At 43.3% G+C, this 18743-nt stretch carries 16 protein-coding genes; 4 read left to right on the plus strand and 12 right to left on the minus strand.

What is annotated here, in order from left to right; all coding sequences use genetic code 11:
• Positions 1-64 precede the first annotated feature (64 nt).
• Positions 65-661, plus strand: coding sequence for an AraC family transcriptional regulator (locus CKO50_RS14440; RefSeq protein ID WP_255229867.1), 597 nt, complete (start codon positions 65-67; stop codon positions 659-661).
• Here the strand turns inward: CKO50_RS14440 and CKO50_RS14445 are convergent.
• Entirely contained in the window at positions 658-1056 is a 399-nt protein-coding gene (locus CKO50_RS14445) for a hypothetical protein (RefSeq protein ID WP_095728717.1), read from the minus strand. The two genes, CKO50_RS14440 and CKO50_RS14445, sit on opposite strands and share 4 nt — an antisense overlap.
• Positions 1057-1293: 237 nt before the next feature.
• Between CKO50_RS14445 and CKO50_RS14450 the strand changes: the two genes are divergently transcribed.
• The gene (locus tag CKO50_RS14450) at positions 1294-1995 is read left to right on the plus strand and encodes a transglutaminase family protein (protein ID WP_095728718.1); all 702 of its coding nucleotides are present in this window, start codon (positions 1294-1296) and stop codon (positions 1993-1995) included.
• Positions 1996-2052: 57 nt separating this feature from the next.
• Here the strand turns inward: CKO50_RS14450 and CKO50_RS14455 are convergent, their stop codons facing one another.
• Both CKO50_RS14455 and panP read right to left on the minus strand, forming a co-directional pair.
• A complete protein-coding gene (locus CKO50_RS14455) occupies positions 2053-3096 on the minus strand; it encodes a sensor domain-containing diguanylate cyclase (RefSeq protein WP_095728719.1) in 1044 nt (347 codons plus the stop codon).
• A 201-nt stretch (positions 3097-3297) separates the two neighbouring features.
• Positions 3298-4926, minus strand: a complete 1629-nt coding sequence (gene panP / locus CKO50_RS14460; protein WP_095728720.1) for a pyridoxal-dependent aspartate 1-decarboxylase PanP — start codon at positions 4924-4926, stop codon at positions 3298-3300.
• Positions 4927-5394: 468 nt separating this feature from the next.
• Between panP and CKO50_RS14465 the strand changes: the two genes are divergently transcribed.
• Positions 5395-7317: an EAL domain-containing protein gene (locus CKO50_RS14465; RefSeq protein WP_095728721.1), complete on the plus strand. Its 1923-nt coding sequence runs from the start codon at positions 5395-5397 to the stop codon at positions 7315-7317.
• A 43-nt stretch (positions 7318-7360) separates the two neighbouring features.
• Here CKO50_RS14465 and CKO50_RS14470 read toward each other — a convergent pair whose 3' ends face one another.
• From CKO50_RS14470 to CKO50_RS14510, 9 genes are all read right to left on the minus strand, one after another.
• Complete coding sequence (locus tag CKO50_RS14470) at positions 7361-8026, minus strand: tRNA (guanosine(46)-N(7))-methyltransferase TrmB (RefSeq protein ID WP_095728722.1); 666 nt, start codon at positions 8024-8026, stop codon at positions 7361-7363.
• Positions 8027-8130: 104 nt separating this feature from the next.
• Entirely contained in the window at positions 8131-8898 is a 768-nt protein-coding gene (locus CKO50_RS14475) for an ABC transporter permease (protein WP_010605731.1), read from the minus strand.
• A gap of 2 nt (positions 8899-8900) precedes the next feature.
• Entirely contained in the window at positions 8901-9821 is a 921-nt protein-coding gene (locus tag CKO50_RS14480; protein ID WP_095728723.1) for an ABC transporter ATP-binding protein, read from the minus strand.
• Positions 9822-9827: 6 nt separating this feature from the next.
• Positions 9828-10451: a flavin prenyltransferase UbiX gene (locus CKO50_RS14485; RefSeq protein ID WP_010605733.1), complete on the minus strand. Its 624-nt coding sequence runs from the start codon at positions 10449-10451 to the stop codon at positions 9828-9830.
• A gap of 5 nt (positions 10452-10456) precedes the next feature.
• Positions 10457-11800 (minus strand): UDP-N-acetylmuramate:L-alanyl-gamma-D-glutamyl-meso-diaminopimelate ligase, encoded by a 1344-nt coding sequence (gene mpl, locus CKO50_RS14490; protein WP_095728724.1) that lies wholly within the window; start codon positions 11798-11800, stop codon positions 10457-10459.
• 164 nt (positions 11801-11964) lie between these two features.
• Positions 11965-12750, minus strand: a complete 786-nt coding sequence (locus CKO50_RS14495) for a CsgG/HfaB family protein (protein WP_095728725.1) — start codon at positions 12748-12750, stop codon at positions 11965-11967.
• Positions 12751-13200 (minus strand): curli assembly protein CsgF, encoded by a 450-nt coding sequence (locus CKO50_RS14500; RefSeq protein WP_176474674.1) that lies wholly within the window; start codon positions 13198-13200, stop codon positions 12751-12753.
• A 1-nt stretch (position 13201) separates the two neighbouring features.
• Positions 13202-13591, minus strand: coding sequence for a curli production assembly/transport protein CsgE (locus CKO50_RS14505; RefSeq protein ID WP_260491950.1), 390 nt, complete (start codon positions 13589-13591; stop codon positions 13202-13204).
• A 127-nt stretch (positions 13592-13718) separates the two neighbouring features.
• Positions 13719-15242, minus strand: coding sequence for a curlin (locus CKO50_RS14510; RefSeq protein ID WP_095728727.1), 1524 nt, complete (start codon positions 15240-15242; stop codon positions 13719-13721).
• Between the two features lie 627 nt (positions 15243-15869).
• Here CKO50_RS14510 and CKO50_RS14515 point away from each other — a divergent pair.
• The gene (locus CKO50_RS14515) at positions 15870-18368 is read left to right on the plus strand and encodes a S8 family serine peptidase (protein WP_303621309.1); all 2499 of its coding nucleotides are present in this window, start codon (positions 15870-15872) and stop codon (positions 18366-18368) included.
• Positions 18369-18743: the final 375 nt, after the last annotated feature.

Genomic DNA, 18743 nt, shown 5'->3' on the forward strand with positions numbered 1-18743 from the left:
CTCATTTGTCAAAAACTTGAATGCCGCGTGCCATTCACATCACCTTATTCAAATCAACCTACCCGTGAGCGACTGTATCGCGCAAGTCGGTGACAAAACGCTATTTGGCCCAAGCGTAATTGCTAGTGGCGTAGAACATAGCTTAAAAATGACCTCAGGCTGGGTGATATTAGTCGAGCCAAAAAGCGTGTATGGCGGGCAACTCCAGAGCAACAGCTGCGCAGCAATCGAGATAAATACCGCACCAAAGAGCAATGCCAAGCTTGCCGAGTTAATACGCACAGTAGGACTTACCGAGCTACCAACGACGGATTTAGATCCACGAATTGACCGTGTATTGGCGCAATTAGATGCTTGTTTTAACGCACAAACTTGCCTTAAACCCAGTCACTTCAGCGCAAATACGATTGCCGAGTCACTTTATCTTTCACCAAGTCGCTTTTTACATCTGTTTACGGAGCAAGTGGGAATAGCATGGCGACCTTATGTGCTGTGGCGCAGGCTGATCTGCTCAGTTGTTGCCATACAGCAAGGCAACAACCTTACACAAGCTGCCATGCTCGCGGGGTTTGCAGATAGCGCTCATTTAAGCCGTACATTTAAACGGCAGTTTGGCATTACACCGACTGAAGCATTAAAAACACAAAGCGCTATAAACTAAGCCGCCTGTTTATTACCTCGTTTATAAGCTTCATCAATCAACTTAACCATAGGTAGCGACGATATGGTTAATACGACGAGAAAAATAATCGAATGAACAATCATCTCATCGACCGTATAGCCAATACGAAACTGAATAAATGCTTGGATCTGAATGTAAACATTGGCGACAACAAATAGTGCTAATGATGCGCCCCAAAACCACACATCTGTGATAGGACGCTTGCCATAAGCAACGCAAAAAGCACCAAATACATTTAAGAGATCTGCGACCAATAACACAATCCCAGTAAACATGCTCGATTCTATTGCCAAATGATCCGGTAGCGTAAATGCATCATAGATTGAGGCAATAAACGTCAGTAGTAAGAAATAAAATAAGACTTTCCATTTCATGCAAGCGACCCTCCATAACCATAAGATATGTCATCGCGGTTACTTGGTCGCTGCTTCAGTACTTTCTCAGTACATACCTTATCAACAATCTTTGTTGTTTTTCTCATAGGCTCCTTCCCTAAATACAAAATAAAAAAACTTAATTTTACACCCATTAACTAACCATGAACATAGCCAGTTTATTCAAGCTTAGTTACCTAAGTTGCATCACACTGCTACCAAAATAGGAGCATAACCATGAAGCAATTTTTAGTAACTACCCCTTTAGTTGATTATCAACATTCAGAGATCCAAAGCTTAATAGAAGCAAAAGGTTGGCGGCAGCTTGATGAAATCACGGCAGCGGAGCAAATCTATAACTTCATCAAAGACGACATAGAGTTTGGTTATAGTGAGACAGATACACTAACTGCAAGCCAAGTGCTTAAGCAAGGCTATGGACAATGTAATACCAAAGGAACATTACTGGTCGCATTGCTAAGGGCTTGTGATATTCCCACCCGAGTTCATGGGTTTGAGATAGCCAACAGTCTTAAACAAGGGTTAATTCCTACCCTACTGGCGTGGTTTGCTCCAAAAAGTATTATCCATAGTTGGGTTGAAGTTTATCTAGAGGAGCGCTGGGTAGAGCTTGAAGGTTACATAATAGATGACGGCTACCTACAACAGGTTCAGCAGCACTTCCCAATGGCAAAAAACTTTACTGGGTTTGGTATTTCTACTCCCTGTTTACAGCAACCCGATAATCGCTTTTCGTTAAATGGTGCATATATTCAAAAGCAAAGTATCACACGCGATTTAGGGTTTTATACAAGTCCAGATGCGCTTTATAAGCAACACAAAAATCTAACTGGCATCAAGCAATGGCTCTATGCACACTGCTTTAGACATTGGATAAACCAAAAGGTAAAGCGCGTCAGAGCCGGACGCTTCAACTAACTTGAGCGTGCAATAGCAAATTGGCTGCGCTTGTGGTTGGTGTATTCAAGGCCACCTCTATTGCGCGGGGATCACGCAGTTGCGGCCTGCAGCTTTGGCTTGATACACCGCGTGATCAACGGCTTTTAACGAATGACCAAAAGGCAAATTGGTATTGACTGCTGCGACCCCAAAGCTTGATGTAATGGTGATCTCCCCTGATGGCGTAGAGATAACCGATTGCTCTATTTCTTGTCGCAGGCGCTCGGCGATCACCATCGCTGAATTTACCGGTGTGTTAGGTAACAGCACAATAAACTCTTCACCCCCTAAACGACACATACAATCTTCTAACCTTAAGGTATTTACGCAGATCTCGGCAAAGCTTTTTAACACTAAATCACCGGTTTCATGGCCGTGATTATCGTTGATTTTTTTAAAGTGATCTATGTCTAGCATCATCATACTAAATGGATGATCAAAGCGTGCATGACGACTGATCTCACGTTTTGCGTTATCCATTAGAAAACGTCGATTACTCAACCCCGTGAGCGGATCTTTAAACGCCATGTCAGTAAGTTGCAGCTGTAACTGCCATAATTCTTTAACCAGTAATCGGCGACTGCAGCAGTCTGCAATCATCTCCGCAAAAGCAATTTCATCTTTGTGCCACGTACGTACGCCATTATTCCCCTCACAGCACACCACCCCGTGCGGAATACCATTTTTAAAGATCACCGTATCTAACATGGTCATTATGTGGTTTGGGGTTAAATAACACTCTCGAAATTCGGACGTTCTGGGATCGATGGCAGCGTCGTTCGCATCTATTGATTGGCCACTGTTAATTGCAGAAAAATAAGCAGGAAAGTTTTCATACGTTAAGGCTGGTAACTGCATCGGTAATTCATCACCCAGCCAATCCGTATTTGCAACATTGATAAGCTCAGAAGGTTTATCGAGATCGTCAAACAACCAAACAGAAACTCGAGTCACATCTAAGGTAAGCTTACCCTCATTGAGTAAATCAATCAGGAAGCTTTGAAATGTGCCCGATACATCAAGCTCTTGCGAGCTGAGCCGCCTAAGCCTTTGAGTGACATTGCTAAAGTTCTTCAACATAATACGAAGATTTTATTCTTTTCTGCTAGCATAACGCGCCATAATTTTTAAGCATAGTATTAAATACTAGAATTATTAGGAATATTTTCACACGATTATGTAAGAAATAAGAATATAAGTAGAGCTATCCGTAAAGAGGTAATGCTAAAAGGTAATAAATCTGAGGTTATTAAAGTGGCGCGTGGCCACTTTATTCGTTGATTATTTAATATATTTTGCGAGATATTTTTTAAATACCGGATCTGACATTGCCAATTGGCGTTGCTCATCCATGATTTCTTTAAGTAAAGACTCTGATGTCAAAGGATTGGCCAAAACCACTCGGAATACCACCGTGGGTTGGCGGTCATATTGCTCTGGTGTTAAGCGCGTTCGAGAAACAAAAGAGCGGCCTGCTTCACGCTGACGCTTTTGCATGCTCGCAGTAAAACGGTTGAGTGCGGCATAAATCTCTATCTTTTCTTGTTCATCCGCTTGTGCTATTGCCGCTTTTATCTGCTCAGGCACATAGCGGTAAGTCAGCAAACATAGCTCAGGTTCAGAGATCAGCTCAAAATCAGGGGTTTGTTTAATTAGTTCAGCAAAATACCGCGCCTTTTCAATCCCTTTATCAATAAGCATCTCATAGCCTTGACGACCAATGACACGCAGGCATGCGTGCACTAACATCGCCATACCAGGACGGCTCCCCTCTAAAGTATGACTTCCCAGATCTTTCGAGCCTTTCCGTAAGATGTATTCGGCGTGATGTTCAATTGCATCAGATGCCGCCGGGTCTTTAAATAACACCATACCCGCTCCCATAGGCACGTACATTTGCTTGTGCGCATCTATGGTTATTGAATCTGCTCGCTCCACCCCTTTAAGAAGATAGCGATTATTATTCGATAATAGTGTTGCTCCACCCCAAGCGGCGTCGACATGAAAGTGACAATTGAGCTCTTCAGCTAAATCAGCCATCTCTTCTAACGGGTCAATATTACCCGTTTCGGTCGTCCCAGCAACACCAACTAAAGCCAGTACTTTAATTCCTTGCGCTTCAAGCTCATGAGCTTTAGCTCGCATGGCATCAACATCAACCTTATTGTTGCCAGCTGTTTTGATTGAAATGAAGTTATCGCGGCCAATACCTAGCACATCCGCGGCCTTACCTAACGAGTAATGGCCTCTTTCAGAAACCAAGACCGCTAAGCCTCGGTAGCCATAATGTAGCATTGCAGCCACAATACCCGATGCGCCAATGCCTTTAAATTCACCATCTGCTTTTAATAAGCGGTTTCTTGCAATCCAAAGCGCGGTTATATTGGCAATTGTACCACCCGAACAAAAAGCACCGAGTGACGTTTTTGCGCTGTGCATCCACTTATCATAGAAAGCATCATCGCTACCGTAAACCAAGTGATGCATCATTCCCAATACTTGACGTTCAAGCGGAGTAAAGGCTTTTGACGTTTCAATTTTGACTAGGTTTTGATTGAGTCCCACCATCAACTTCGACAGAGGCAACACGAAATGCGGTAACGCTGAGGTCATATGCCCAATAAAGCTTGGGGCTGCGGTATGCACTGAGTGGGCAACTAATTGCTCCATGATATCTTGCGCATAGTCAGAGACAAACATCGGCACTTCGGGGATCACCGCCGACTGAAAGTCTTTTTCAACTTCGTGCAGTGGCTTTTCGATTGCCGCAATATTCTCATTTAAAAAGCCAGCCAAATTGCTCGAGATTTCTTGCTCGATTCTGCTTAAAGTTGAATCAGGCGCCTCTGGCACGGTAAATATACGCATTAAGCTTTCTTCAGACGCAACGGCGCAACGCTTTGGACCCATCAATACTACCTAAACATCAAACGGTGCAGTAGCCTATCTACCCATTTTAGAAATTGAGTAGATACAAATTGCACAAGAGATTGTGATACATGAAATGGCTAACTTTACTGTAAAGAAAGGGAATTGTCTTCTATTGTCTAGTTAAAATTCATGAAACATTGACAATTTTATGAAAACCCAACGAAAGTTCAGTGAAAAACCCCTCAGTATTCTGACGTTTCTATTTTACATTCTCGTCAAAAATAAGGTATAAAATGGGAACATAAACCCAGCAAAACGGTATATTACCGACTTGCCCGCAACAATGCATTTTATTGCTCATTGGAGAGAAAGTTTTTTACTTTATTTCTTCTCAAGACGTCAATTTATGTTGTATTGTTTATATTATGTAACAAAGCAGCCACCACGCTTACGCCAGCTAGGCATTTTATCGTTGTTAGATAACGATATTGTGGATAAAGGATTATCATGAATACTCGGAGTATCGCTCAACCACTCAAAGCTAAATCTAGGCAACCTACAGCAAAAGCGACTCAGCTTTTGGGGCTCACAGGTTATACTTCCCGACTCCCTGTAGCCTGGCTCGTATTAGCCTCTTTTATCTTTTTAGCTGCCCTATCGATTTACGTTATCGCCAACTATTATGATACGCGCCGCGATATCATGGCGAGAGTCGACGCCCAGCTAATCAATGCTGCCACCAGTGCCAACGTCATTGTAGGAAAAAAATATCACGAGTCGTCAGAGCAAATAACGCCTGCCGAATTTAAGCAAAAAAGCCACGCCCTGACCGAGCTTGCCCGAGCTCTAAATGTTGAATACGTCTATACCATGGTGCTTAAGCCACCTTACGTGCACTTTACCGCGTCCAGTTACACCCGAGAAGACCTTAAACTCAACCGACTAACACGCTATCAAGATGTTTATTCCGAGGCCTCAATTACCCTAAAAAGCGCATTTCACTCTACCGAGCCAGTATTTGAAATAGCCAAAGACAAATGGGGCCACTTTAAAAGTGTGTTTATTCCTTTTGTGCTGCCCGATGGCACCACTTATATTGCAGGTGCCGACTTAACTATTCACGATTTAGAAAGTCGGTTACAAGAAAGCGTAATGGATGCTGCCATTGACGCAAGCTTCTTCTTTGTGATGTTTTTGGTCGTCGTGAGCTTGTACTTTATGTACTACAAGAAGACTTTAACAACGGATAGTCGCACCGGATTTGGCAACCGAATCGCCCTTGAGCAAGCACTTAAATATTCTAAATCGCAACACCTATGCTTAAGCGTGGTGTGGGTTAAAGAGCTTGAGGATATAATTAGCTTCTATGGCACGGAAGTCGGTGATAACGTTATGGCAAAAGTCATGAGTTACTTTAGCGAGTTTACTCATCCGTTTGAGGTTTATCGCCTTACGACCTCTAAAATAGCGCTAGTGACCAGTATCGAAAACGGTGAGCATTATTTGGCGAATTTAACAGAGTCATTCCCTTGTGCAAAACCCATATACGACGCGCCGCATTTATACGTTAATTTGTGTGCGGGTGTTGCTAAAGGCAATTGCGCGCTGTTACTTGAAAATGCCTTCCTCGCACTACGACAGGCTCAACAGCAAAATACTCAAGTGTGTTATTTTGATTCTCAGCTACAAATAAATCCTCAGCAACAATCAAAAAACCTCCACCTCACCCGTTTACTGCAAAGCGCGTGTGAATCAGACCGCATCATTCCTTTTTTTACGCCGCGTAAAGCTTGCCATGATTATGCTGACATTCAGTACCACTGCACGGCACGCGTCCTTAACGAGCGCGGCGCTATCATCGATGCCGAACATTTTTACCCAGTGATGAAACAGCCAAAACTCCGCGCCCAAATTAGCATGAAGCTACTTGAGTTATGCGTCACCCGTTTTCGTAAATCGAACCATGCTTGGAGCATGCAACTAAGCCATAGTGAAATCGCGGATGCAGAATATTTTGAATATATCAGCCAGATCCTACGCCGTTACCCGCAGCCACAGCTCATCACATTTGAGTTTAATGAAACGGATGTGCTCAAAAACTTTAGTGATATGAGCTTAATGATGCAGTCGCTAAAAGCAAAAGGTGCGAATGTTGCGGTAACGGGTGTGAATAGCGGCTTTCTTACCATCAACCGGATCTTAAAACTCCCACTGGATGCCATTTGTTTAGAGGCCAGTATTTGTGAAAACTTGGATGAAGATGAGATGCTGCTGAGCTCCATTGAATATCTTGCAAATCATTGTAATGCCAAGCGGATCGACTTGATTGTACCCTGTGTTGCCACCAGCAAACAGGCAAAACAATTGGAAGCTGCAGGCGTTGCAAGATTAGAAGGGAGTTGGATAGGCAAAGCAAGCGGCCATCTTTAAGCCGCTTATAGCAATTTGAAGTGTAGATCTGTAATAGGTTAAATTAAAGCGTTACGACGAGGCGAGTACTTGATTGACCACTTGCCCAATACTTACGCTCAAAGGGTGTAATAGCCTCATCACTTTCATAGGCTTCCACTTCAACATCAACGCCGCTAAGCGCCAAAGCTCTAGCAAACTCTTTGACATAAATATCCCAATTACTGCGCAGCTCCAACTTACCACCTAACTTAACGATAAAGGGGAACACCGCGCTACCATGCCAGCGTCTTTGAATATGTTTAGCTTTCGGCCACGGATTAGGATACAGCAAATAATGGTGACTCGGCTGCCAATCGGCTTCCAGCGCTAATCGCCAAAAGTCATTGAGATCGGCTTGCACCAAAATATATTGGCCTTGTTCCGTTTGTTTATATTCAACATCATGTTTATCTAGTCGATGCGCAGACTTGTCGATGCCAATTACCAACGCATCAGGGTGTCGCTTCGCCAAATTTGCAGTACTTTCACCAACACCACAACATGAGTCCAAAATAATCGGTCCGTTAAAGGCCTGTACTCGCGCATTAACCTCATCGAAAGCACTTTGTGTATGTGCCGCAATGGGCTTTTTAAACTCAGCGGTTAGATGCTTAGTAACGATTTCATCGAGCTTTTCGTGTAGCCCTTGTTGATTAGTGGTGATACTACGAGAGTTTGCTTCTGTCATAACCAGTCATTATTAAGGGGGAATGGTAAGGATTTTACCTGAAATAACGCAAGAGCGCTGCAATTGATGACAGCGCTCATGTTTCCAAATTAAAGCTATTTACGTTAGTGTCTTAGTCCAACCCCGCGTTTAATTAAGTGCAGTGACAACCAAAATAAACCACATATAAATACGCCTAATACCGTGAAGGCGACACCAATATCAACATCCGAGACCCCTAAAAAGCCAAAACGGAAGGCATTTACCATATAAATGATTGGATTTACCTGCGACACACCTTGCCAAAACTCAGGTAGTAATGTGATTGAGTAAAATACGCCACCAAGGTAAGTCAAAGGTGTCAGCACAAAAGTCGGAATAATACTAATATCGTCGAAACTATTGGCAAACACCGCATTGATCAAACCACCTAATGCAAACACGGCTGACGTTAAAATAACCGTAATAACGATAACCGCTAGGTTGTGAATTTGAATATCCACAAAAAACAGACTGACGATAGTAACAATAAGCCCAACGAGCATACCTCGCGCCATACCACCGCCCATATAGCCAAGTACAATAATATAGTTAGGCACAGGTGCAACGAGTAGTTCTTCAATGCTCTTTTGAAACTTGGTGGAATAAAAACTCGAAGCGACGTTAGAATAGGAGTTGGTGATCACCGACATCATGATTAAGCCAGGTACAATAAACTCCATGTAGCTAAAGCCACCCATATCACCAATGCGCGAGCCGATTAAACTGCCAAATATCACAAAATAAAGTGTCATGGTGATCGCTGGCGGTACTAAGGTTTGCACCCAAATACGTAAAAACCGAATACACTCTTTTATCCAAATACTTTTTAACGCGACGCCATATTTCAACACGATTATGCCCCTCTCCCCTGCTCCAGTAAGCCAACAAACAACTCTTCCAAACGGTTAGCTTTGTTACGCATACTTAATACTTGATTACCTTGCTCTGTGAGTTGTGTGAATACCCCATTGAGCCCTTGCGACTTAGCTACCTCTACCTCAATAGTATGGTCATCGACGGTGGTAAATTGGTAACCATCGAGTGCCACAGGCTGCATGGGTGGCTTAAGATCAAGTACAAACGTTTCTTTGTCTAACTTAGCAAGTAATGCCTTGATGGTCGTGTGCTCAACAATCGTACCTTTATCGATAATCGCAATATTACGGCACAACAGCTCAGCTTCTTCTAAGTAATGCGTTGTGAGTATAATCGTTACGCCTTGCTTATTAATTTCACGCAAAAAATCCCACATAGAACGGCGTAGTTCTATATCCACACCAGCCGTAGGTTCATCTAAAATAAGGAGCTTAGGCTCATGCATCAATGCTCTTGCAATCATCAAACGACGTTTCATACCACCGGATAACGTGCGAGCCTGCTTATCTTTTTTATCAAATAGCCCTAGTTGTTTGAGATACTTCTCGGCTCGCTGATGGGCAACGTCTCTTGGCACACCATAATAGCCCGCCTGAGTCACTAGAATTTGGTTTAGCGTCTCGAATTGGCTAAAGTTGAACTCCTGTGGTACTAAACCTAAGTTCGACTTAGCGTCTTCCAAATGAGTATCAATACTATGACCAAAAACCTCTACGCTGCCTTGGCTTTTATTCACCAGTGAGGCAATAACCCCTATTGTGGTAGATTTACCAGCCCCGTTTGGACCAAGCAATGCGAAGAAATCTCCTTCTTGAACTTCGAGATCAATATCTTTAACGGCTTCGACGCCGTTACTATAAACTTTTTTTAACCCTTTGATGTTCAGTGCTATTGTCATATTTTATTATTCTCCATAACCCCAGCGCTTGGCTAAGGTATGCTCGATGTGTAGATGATCTAAAATACGGGCCACCATAAAGTCGACCAAATCGTCGATACTTTGTGGTTGATGATAAAAACCAGGCGCTGCAGGCATGATAGTCACCCCCAAGCGGCTAAGCTTGAGCATGTTTTCAAGGTGAATTGGACTAAAGGGCGTCTCACGCGGCACTAATATTAATTGGCCACGTTCTTTGATCACCACATCTGCTGCACGCTCAAGCAAATTGTCAGATGCCCCAAGTGCAATGGCTGACACGCTTCCTGCGCTACACGGACACACCACCATTTGCTTTGGTGCGGCCGAGCCAGATGCCACAGGGCTAAACCAGTTATCTTTACCAAATACCTGAATTTGCTTATCTTTAGCACAGAAAAGCGTCTGTAGTTGCTCTGTCGCTTTTTGTTCATTTCCTGAGAGTTTTAAATTGGACTCAGTATCCAGCACCACTCTGGCTGCGCTCGAGATTAGCACGTAAACTTGATAGTTTAACGACACCAATACCTCGAGTAATCTCAGTCCGTAAGGGGCGCCCGACGCACCACTAAAGGCCAGCGTAATTGGCCCATTAAATGTTTGTTCTGACATAATGATTACTTTTTCAATGCAGTTAAAAGTTTGTCGTGGATGCCACCAAAACCACCATTACTCATGATCAGCACATGCTGGTTTGGTGCTTGATTTGTCACAACCTGTGCGACAATCTCATCTACGCTTGCAAAACACTGACGACCCGCGGCTTCAGCTTGTGCTTTAAGAGACCAAGATAGGCCATCTGGTTCGAATAGATACACTTCATCTGCCACATCAAGGGATTGCAATAAGGTTTCTTGATGAATGCCAAGCTTCATCGTATTTGAACGCGGCTCTAAAATAGCAATGATAGGAGCATCTCCAACGTTAGCTCTAAGCCCTGCTAGGGTCGTTGCTATTGCAGTGGGGTGATGCGCGAAGTCGTCATAGACAGTAACGCCATTGACTTCCCCTTTGACTTCCATACGGCGTTTAGGAGAAATAAATTGCCCTAGCGCTTCGATACTCACCTCAATTGGAATGCCCACATGTCTTGCTGCCGCAATCGCCATCATGGCGTTCTTCACATTATGCACACCAATCGCTTGCCAATTTACTTCGCCTTTTTCTTCGCCTTCAAATGACACCGTAAAGCGAGAGCCGTCAGCCTTGAGTAGGTTATACGACCATTCTTTGCCAAGGGATTCCTGCTCGCTCCAAAAACCGCGTTCAATGACGTTTTGTAGCGCAGCATCATCTGCTGGATATATGGCCTTACCTTGGCTGGGTAGCGTGCGAATTAAATGATGAAACTGGGTTTGAATGGCATTTAAATCTGGAAAAATATCAGCGTGATCATATTCGAGATTATTGAGTATTAACGTGCGAGGTAAGTAATGGACAAACTTGCTGCGTTTATCGAAAAACGCCGTATCGTATTCGTCGGCTTCGATAACAAAGAATGGCGTATCTGACGTGCGCGCCGACACACCAAAGTTTTGCACTATGCCACCTATCAAAAAGCCCGGGCGCAACCCTGCGTATTCGAGTAACCACGCTAACATGCTTGCAGTGGTTGTTTTGCCATGCGTTCCGGCCACAGCCAACACCCATGACTGGCGTAATACATGGTCTTTTAACCATTCAGGGCCTGAGGTATAACGCATACCTTTTTCTAAAACATATTCAACGCACGGATTACCACGGCTCATGGCGTTGCCGATAATCACCACATCAGGCTCAACATCGATGAGCTGTTGAGGGTCGTACCCTTGAGTTAGTTCAATTCCGAGTGATTCAAGTTGTGTACTCATCGGCGGGTAAACATTGAGATCTGAACCTGTGACTTTGTGCCCCAATGATTGAGCGATGGCTGCGATCCCGCCCATAAAGGTACCGCAAATCCCTAAAATATGTACGTGCATGATGTTAGCGTTCTTTATTATTTCATTGCCATTTAGATTAACATACTCAGCTTATTGGTGGCTGACTTTATTGTTGAATCTCATGCACCAGTATTATTCTTTATTTTAGAGTGGGTGATGTGAGGACGAGTTCAAGGTTTTGTCGCGCTTAAAGGTTTGTCGCGCTAAAGCGCGACCTGCGATGCGGTAGCTGCCGACCACACGCCTTTTTCGATACCCTGTTGTACCATCAAAGTCAGCGCTTTTTCTATCGCTTGCGTTACACAAATATGCATCGGTTCATTATCGCTAAACCCCGCTTCAGCTTCGGCTAAACGTTTGTAACTCACATAGCGGAAAAAACCAGCCCGAACTTCCATGGATAGCACTTTTTTGCTACTGGCGACGGAGAGCAACACTTGTCCTGTACGAACATCAACTGCGCGCATATAAATGGAGATAACATCCTCACGATAAAGCTCAGATGCACCTATACCAAAATACTCCATCCCCAAACCACCTGTACGGATATTAGAGTCATAGCTGATGATCCCACCTTCTAAAATGATCTTTGCAGTCATTAATGGTGGTAAAGCGCTTGTGTCATTATCATCATTTGCCGCACGGATGATCTTGCGCTCAGTCAGCAGGTTTTGCAGTCCTTCACGCTCTACCGGAATAAACCAATCCGTTTCGTGTAGTGCCTGCATTAAAATAGAATTAGCACCTTGGGTCACCGCTGTTGAAAATGAACTTACATTATCTTGCGGTTTATATTGCCCAGTTTGGTCGCGAAATGAATAAACAGAAACGGGAATTCGACCTTTAGGTGTGGGTAAGTTTTTCAATTCTGCAAAAGTTTCGGTGTCGGTCAGCTCAATTGCCACACTTTGCGAGGGTGGTAACACGCGTGACATACTAGAACAACCGCCGAGCAGTAATAAAAATACCAATGACATTACGCGGAGCATTTAATACCCTCCACCAGCCGAAGCGGCAAATCTGGGTACCTCTAGAATGGTTTCTTCACCCGATGCGGTATTCATGATCCTAACTGTGATAGTGTCGGGTGTACTGGTGATCACTTGAATTTGATAGTCGCCACTCATAAACGTCGCGTCTTGGTTAAAGATACTGTCTTGAATATCTTCACCAAACGCAACATCCGTGATCTCTCTTACTAAGCGGTTGAGATACGTACGCTCGAGTGATTCTTGAAACTTTTCATCATAGGTTTTTTCTATGATTGGTGCTCTATGCTTATTTTGAGATTGTGCTTTACTCAGTAACATATTGGCATTTAACGGGTTACCACCAAATGCTGGGTTAATTGGTTTATATACCAGCTCAGTCGCTGCTACATGAGCACTGCTAAGTAGTATTAAACCAGCGAACATGATTGTTGTTTTTATTGTTGTCATTTTACCACCCGCTCGCTGCTAGATCTTCAGAACCATTCTGTTGATATTGTTCTCTCGCCATCGCATCCATAATGGTGAAAATAGCAGTTTCGACTCGCTCATCAACGGAGCCACCCCTTCTTCCCATTGCTGTTGCGTACACTGCGCGGCTGTTCATTAATACCTCTAACCGAGTGCCAGCTCTTGGCAAAACCGTTTCTTTAACCGTGATATTAATTCCCGAGGTGTTAGGAACATCTCTCCACAGCTGAGAAAACTGAAAGTAAAACTGGTGACCAAATCGGCTAATACTCTGATCTATCACTAAACCATCAATTTCAACATCTTCTTGTGCACTCAGTGAAAATGTAGAAACGAGCATAGCGCTCAAGAGTGTTATTATTCTTATCATTATTTGTTTACTCACGACATAGCATGTCTTTACTGACGAGATCTACATTGATGTTTTGGTTAGCTGAATAGTACAAAATATGGGGGCTGGTTTTGCCCCCTATCTAAATTGCGTAGCTATTACTTAGTTATTGCTGGGTGATAGTCGCAACGTTGTTGTCACCAACCTGAGTTACGGTAATGTTTTGACCACTACCAGTAATTCCGCCTTGAACTAAGTTGCCATCACCAATTTGGCTTACTGTAAATGCATTATCATCACCGTTGATAATGAATGCTTCTGAGCCCATACCCATCACAAAGTTGTTACTACCATTTTGTGTGATGTCTAACATATTACGGCTGCCTTCAAGCATTAAATCAATCGCGTTAAATTCGCCTGATTGCGCTATATCTACTTGGTTTGAGCTACTATCGAACACACTGCTCATCGTCACAACAACCCCATTACCAGTGCCACTTTGTGAGATATCAACGGCGTTGTCATTGCTTGCAAGGCTAACGTCAGGGTAAGATGACTGCACTACCACCTCGTTTTCATCACCCGTTTGGGTAACATCAACATCATTATCACTACCGTTGAAGTTCGCAACGTGCGCGATATTCGCATCACCTACTTGAGTTGCTGAGAATTCGTTGTTCTCTCCAGCAACACCAAGGTACATCTCGTTACCATTGCCGATTTGCATCGCTGTAAATTCGTTATTATCACCTACAACGTCAGCTTGAACTTTATTCTCATCACCGCGCTGCTCAGTCATCACTTCATTGTCGTTACCAACTAATAAATCTGACGCGAAAGTGTTAGTTGAACCTTCCTGATCGATATTAAGCTCGTTATTATCTCCAGTAATTTCAAATACGTTAACCGTATTGCTATCACCTTCCGATTGCTCAATCTCAACTTGGTTGTCATCACCAATCACTGTTTCTACAGCGATAACATTGAAATTGCCGCTTTGGTTCGATTCAATTTCGTTTTCATTACCTTGTAGACTCACTACTTTATATTGGTTGTACAAACCATCTTGATCTAAGGTGATTTGGTTCATGTCACCTTGTACTGACTCTAGTGTCGCTTCGTTCCACGTACCAGTTTGTGTCGCTGTTACTTCGTTTTGGCTACCTTGCATATTGAGGTTGTAGAACCATTGGCCGCCAGAACCTTGAGATACCGTAATAGTATTTTGATCGCCATTAATGACATTGATGGCTTCGTTGTTAATCCCAAGGATCCCGCTACCTGACTGCTGAATATCAATCACGTTATCGTCGCCAGTAACTTCCGTTAACGCGCCGTTAGATTCACCATCTTGGCTATATACTTGGTTATTGTTGTTACCGGTGGTAGTAATAATAGCGACGTTACCAGCACCATTCTGATCGGCCTCAGTAATATTGTTGTCGCCTATAGTCGTCACATCTGTCAGGTTAGAAGTACCCAGTTGCACCGAAGCTAACTCGTTGCCACCTTGGCTACCTGAAGTTTGTGAAAGTTTGAGTTCGTTACTTGTTCCACTTGCACGCTCCACTTGTGAAAGCGCAGAAGTTGAAAGTGGTTTATTATCTGATTTTGCCTCAGCATGTACTGTAACTGAATGTGTTAGCGCAAGTGCAATAGCGCAACTCACGATTGATTTTGAAAACTTCACACTGTTCTCCTTAGAGATTTATTATATTATTTTTCAATTAAGTGATCGGTGCAGGCATTGAGTTGTTGCCGAACTCAGCCAACTGCAACTTTTCACTTAACTAACGTCCTGTTATGACTCATTACTCCAGAGTCGCTCCCACCTGTGCCAGTTACCAGAGTGTTACATTTTTAGTGAAAAACATAATCTATATCAAAGTCAGCAAATTCATATGTTGAAATAATATATTTTATTACGTCTTGTCACCTTCAACTCTAAGATGGGAACAAGCTAAGATAAATAAGAAAATTTTATGAAAAAAATACTCAATTATTTTCAATGAATTACAAAGGTAAAGTCACATAAAATTACAAACAAAATATTGAAATACAAAAAAAGTATGGCTAAAGTTCAATCGTACCCACATCCACTCAACCCGTAAAAAAGAACCAAATAATCCATTCCAAAAATTAAAAATCAGTAAAAAAAAATGATTTTATTGATTAACCCTTTTTTTACATTGCACTGCTCAATATCTGGGTCTAGGTTTTAAGACGTTGCCAAAAAGACCACAGCCACTACCAGAAAAACTACCAACTCAAAAATTGTGTATTGATGGATACGCTTGAAATTAAAAAGGTTATTAATATGAGATCTAAACTTTCTGCATTGTCTTTGGCTTTGCTTCCTGTATTTGCTTTTACTGCTCAAGCAGCAGTTCAAATCGAAACTACAACTGCAACCGCTGATGACAGCATCTTGGTTGTGTTTAAAGAAAACACTTCTGCTGCACTTCGTGCCAATGCAAGAAATCTTGTAAAAGCTAAGATGGCGGATTTAAACGCTGATGGTGTGGATGACAAATACCGCCATGTTTTAAAAGGTCGCCTAGCAAACTTTAAACTAGATAGCATCACGGCAAAGCAAGCAATTGAAAAACTGGCTAACCACCCGGCCATCGAATATGTCGAGCCAGACTATCAAGTAAAAGCACTTGGCATTCCAGACGATAGTCGTTTTGATGAACTGTGGGGTATGCATAACACAGGTCAAACTGGTGGTACCGCTGATGCCGATATTGATGCCCCTGAAGCATGGGATATCACTATTGGTTCACGTGATGTGATCGTCGGTGTGATCGATACGGGTATTGATTATACTCACCCAGATCTCGCGGCAAACGCATGGCACAACCCAGGAGAGATCGCTGGAGATGGCATTGATAATGATGGTAACGGTTATATTGATGACGTTCACGGTATCAACGCAATCACTGGCAGTGGCGATCCAATGGACGACCAAGGTCACGGCACACACGTTTCAGGTACTATCGGAGCCTCAGGCAATGACGCAACGGGCGTTGCTGGTGTGAACCATGAGGTCTCAATCGTAGGCTGTAAATTCCTAGATGCATCAGGCTCAGGCTCAACTTCAGATGCGATTGAGTGTATTGACTATATCGTAGCGCTTAAAAATGCCGGTCATAATGTTCGCGTTACGAATAACAGTTGGGGTGGCGGTGGCTTTAGCCAAGCACTATCTGATGCGATCACTGCAAGTGAAAATGCAGACATCTTATTTGTGGCAGCGGCAGGTAACAGTGCGGTAGATAACGATGTAAATCCTCACTATCCTTCAAGCTACGAGCACGACAGCGTATTCTCTATCGCAAGTACAACCCACACTGACGCGATGTCTTCATTTTCCCAATGGGGTCTTACGTCCGTAGATATGGGTGCGCCAGGTAGCGCTATTTTATCCACTGTTCCGGGTGGTGGTTACTCAAGCTACTCAGGTACTTCAATGGCGACGCCTCACGTTGCAGGTGCAGCGGCTCTAGTACTGTCAATCAACCCGACACTCACTGCAATTGAGCTTAAAAATCTACTAATGCAAAGCGGTGATGTAAATGCAGATCTTACCGATAAAACTGTGTCTGGTAAGCGCTTAAATGTGAATCAAGCAGTAATTGATGCAGATCCAGAGCCAGGCTTTAGAGTATCAGCTCGTCCTGCTAATCAAGAAATCACAGCGGGCGATACTGCAACATACGAATTTACTTTTGCTTCAGTCGCTGACTGGCAGGGTACTATTGACTTGACTGTTACTTCACCAATTGCTGGTGCAACGTTGTCTGCAACTACTGCAATGCCAGGTGATACAGTGACACTTTCAGTACCAACTACGGCTTCGACTCAGTGGGGCGAGTATAGCTTCACGCTTAACGCAACATCTGGCGAGCTTGCGGATCAAGAGCAAGTAGGACTGTATGTATTACCTCAAGGGTTAAGCGATTTCAGCTATGAAAATACTACCGCAGTAGACATTCCAGATAACGATGCTTCAGGTATTGCCTCTGTGATCACTGTAGCTGACACGGTGACTGTATTTGATAGCAATACCTTAGTGGATATTACACACACCTACACCGGCGACTTAATTGTTACGCTTACCTCTCCTGCTGGTACGGTGGCAACATTACATAACCGTCAAGGTGGCGGTACGGATGACATAAATCAAACCTTTAACTCTGCGGCATTTAATGGTGAAGTTGCAACAGGTGATTGGACATTGTCTGTCTCAGATAATGCTGGTATCGATACTGGTACATTGAACAGCTGGACTCTAAACCTAACAGGCATAGGCGAAGCATCACCTCAACCTCCTGTTGCAAGCTTTAGCTTTGCAGCTTCAGGCCTTGCCGTAACATTCACTGATGAAAGCCGTGATCCGAATGATGATATCGTTAGCTGGGCATGGGACTTTGGTGATGGCAGCATCAGTACTGACGCAAGCCCAATTCATGAATTTGCAGCATCCGGTGAGTACAACGTTTCTCTAACAGTTACTGATAGTGAAGGCAACAGCCACACAACCACTCAGGCTGTTGCTGTTAGCACTGATGAAATTGAGTTATCTGTTGCTCGCGTGAATAAATCTCGCTTAGGTTATATCCGTGTTGAACTTGCATGGCAAGGTAGCAGCGCTGATACGGTAACAATTTACCGTGATGGTCAAGCTATTGATACAGTGCCAAACTCAGGTAAATTCAGAGATTTCTCGCGTAACTTAGAAGCAACTAGCTACACCTATAAAGTGTGCCAATCTGGTGAAATCTGCTCAAACGAAATCACAGTTAACTTTTAATTATTTTATATCTAAAAGTTAACTTAAGCCCCGAAAGGGGCTTTTTTGTTCCTACTATCTAATTTACCTGAGCTGCGGATAATTAATGCCTTTCTAGCAGCCAGTTTTTGCGCTAACTGCGTTGAATTCACTTCCAATAGCCAGCTATTGGTGCGTAAATTCGCCTTGCCTACAGGATGTAGGTACCTTAGCGAGAGCAAGACGCGAAAGCGGTGTTTTCCCTAAAACTCACTGGCTAGACAAGGAAAAAAGCTAAGTTGTGCTTTAGCAACAATTAGTTGGAACATTCCTTACCCAAATCTCAGGTTAATTTGAATTTAATATACTGCTTAACAATAGCCGAATAAAATAGATATGATATTTAACCCTCAAACT

It is taken from the genome of Pseudoalteromonas sp. HM-SA03, from assembly GCF_002289345.1.
Lineage (GTDB): Bacteria > Pseudomonadota > Gammaproteobacteria > Enterobacterales > Alteromonadaceae > Pseudoalteromonas.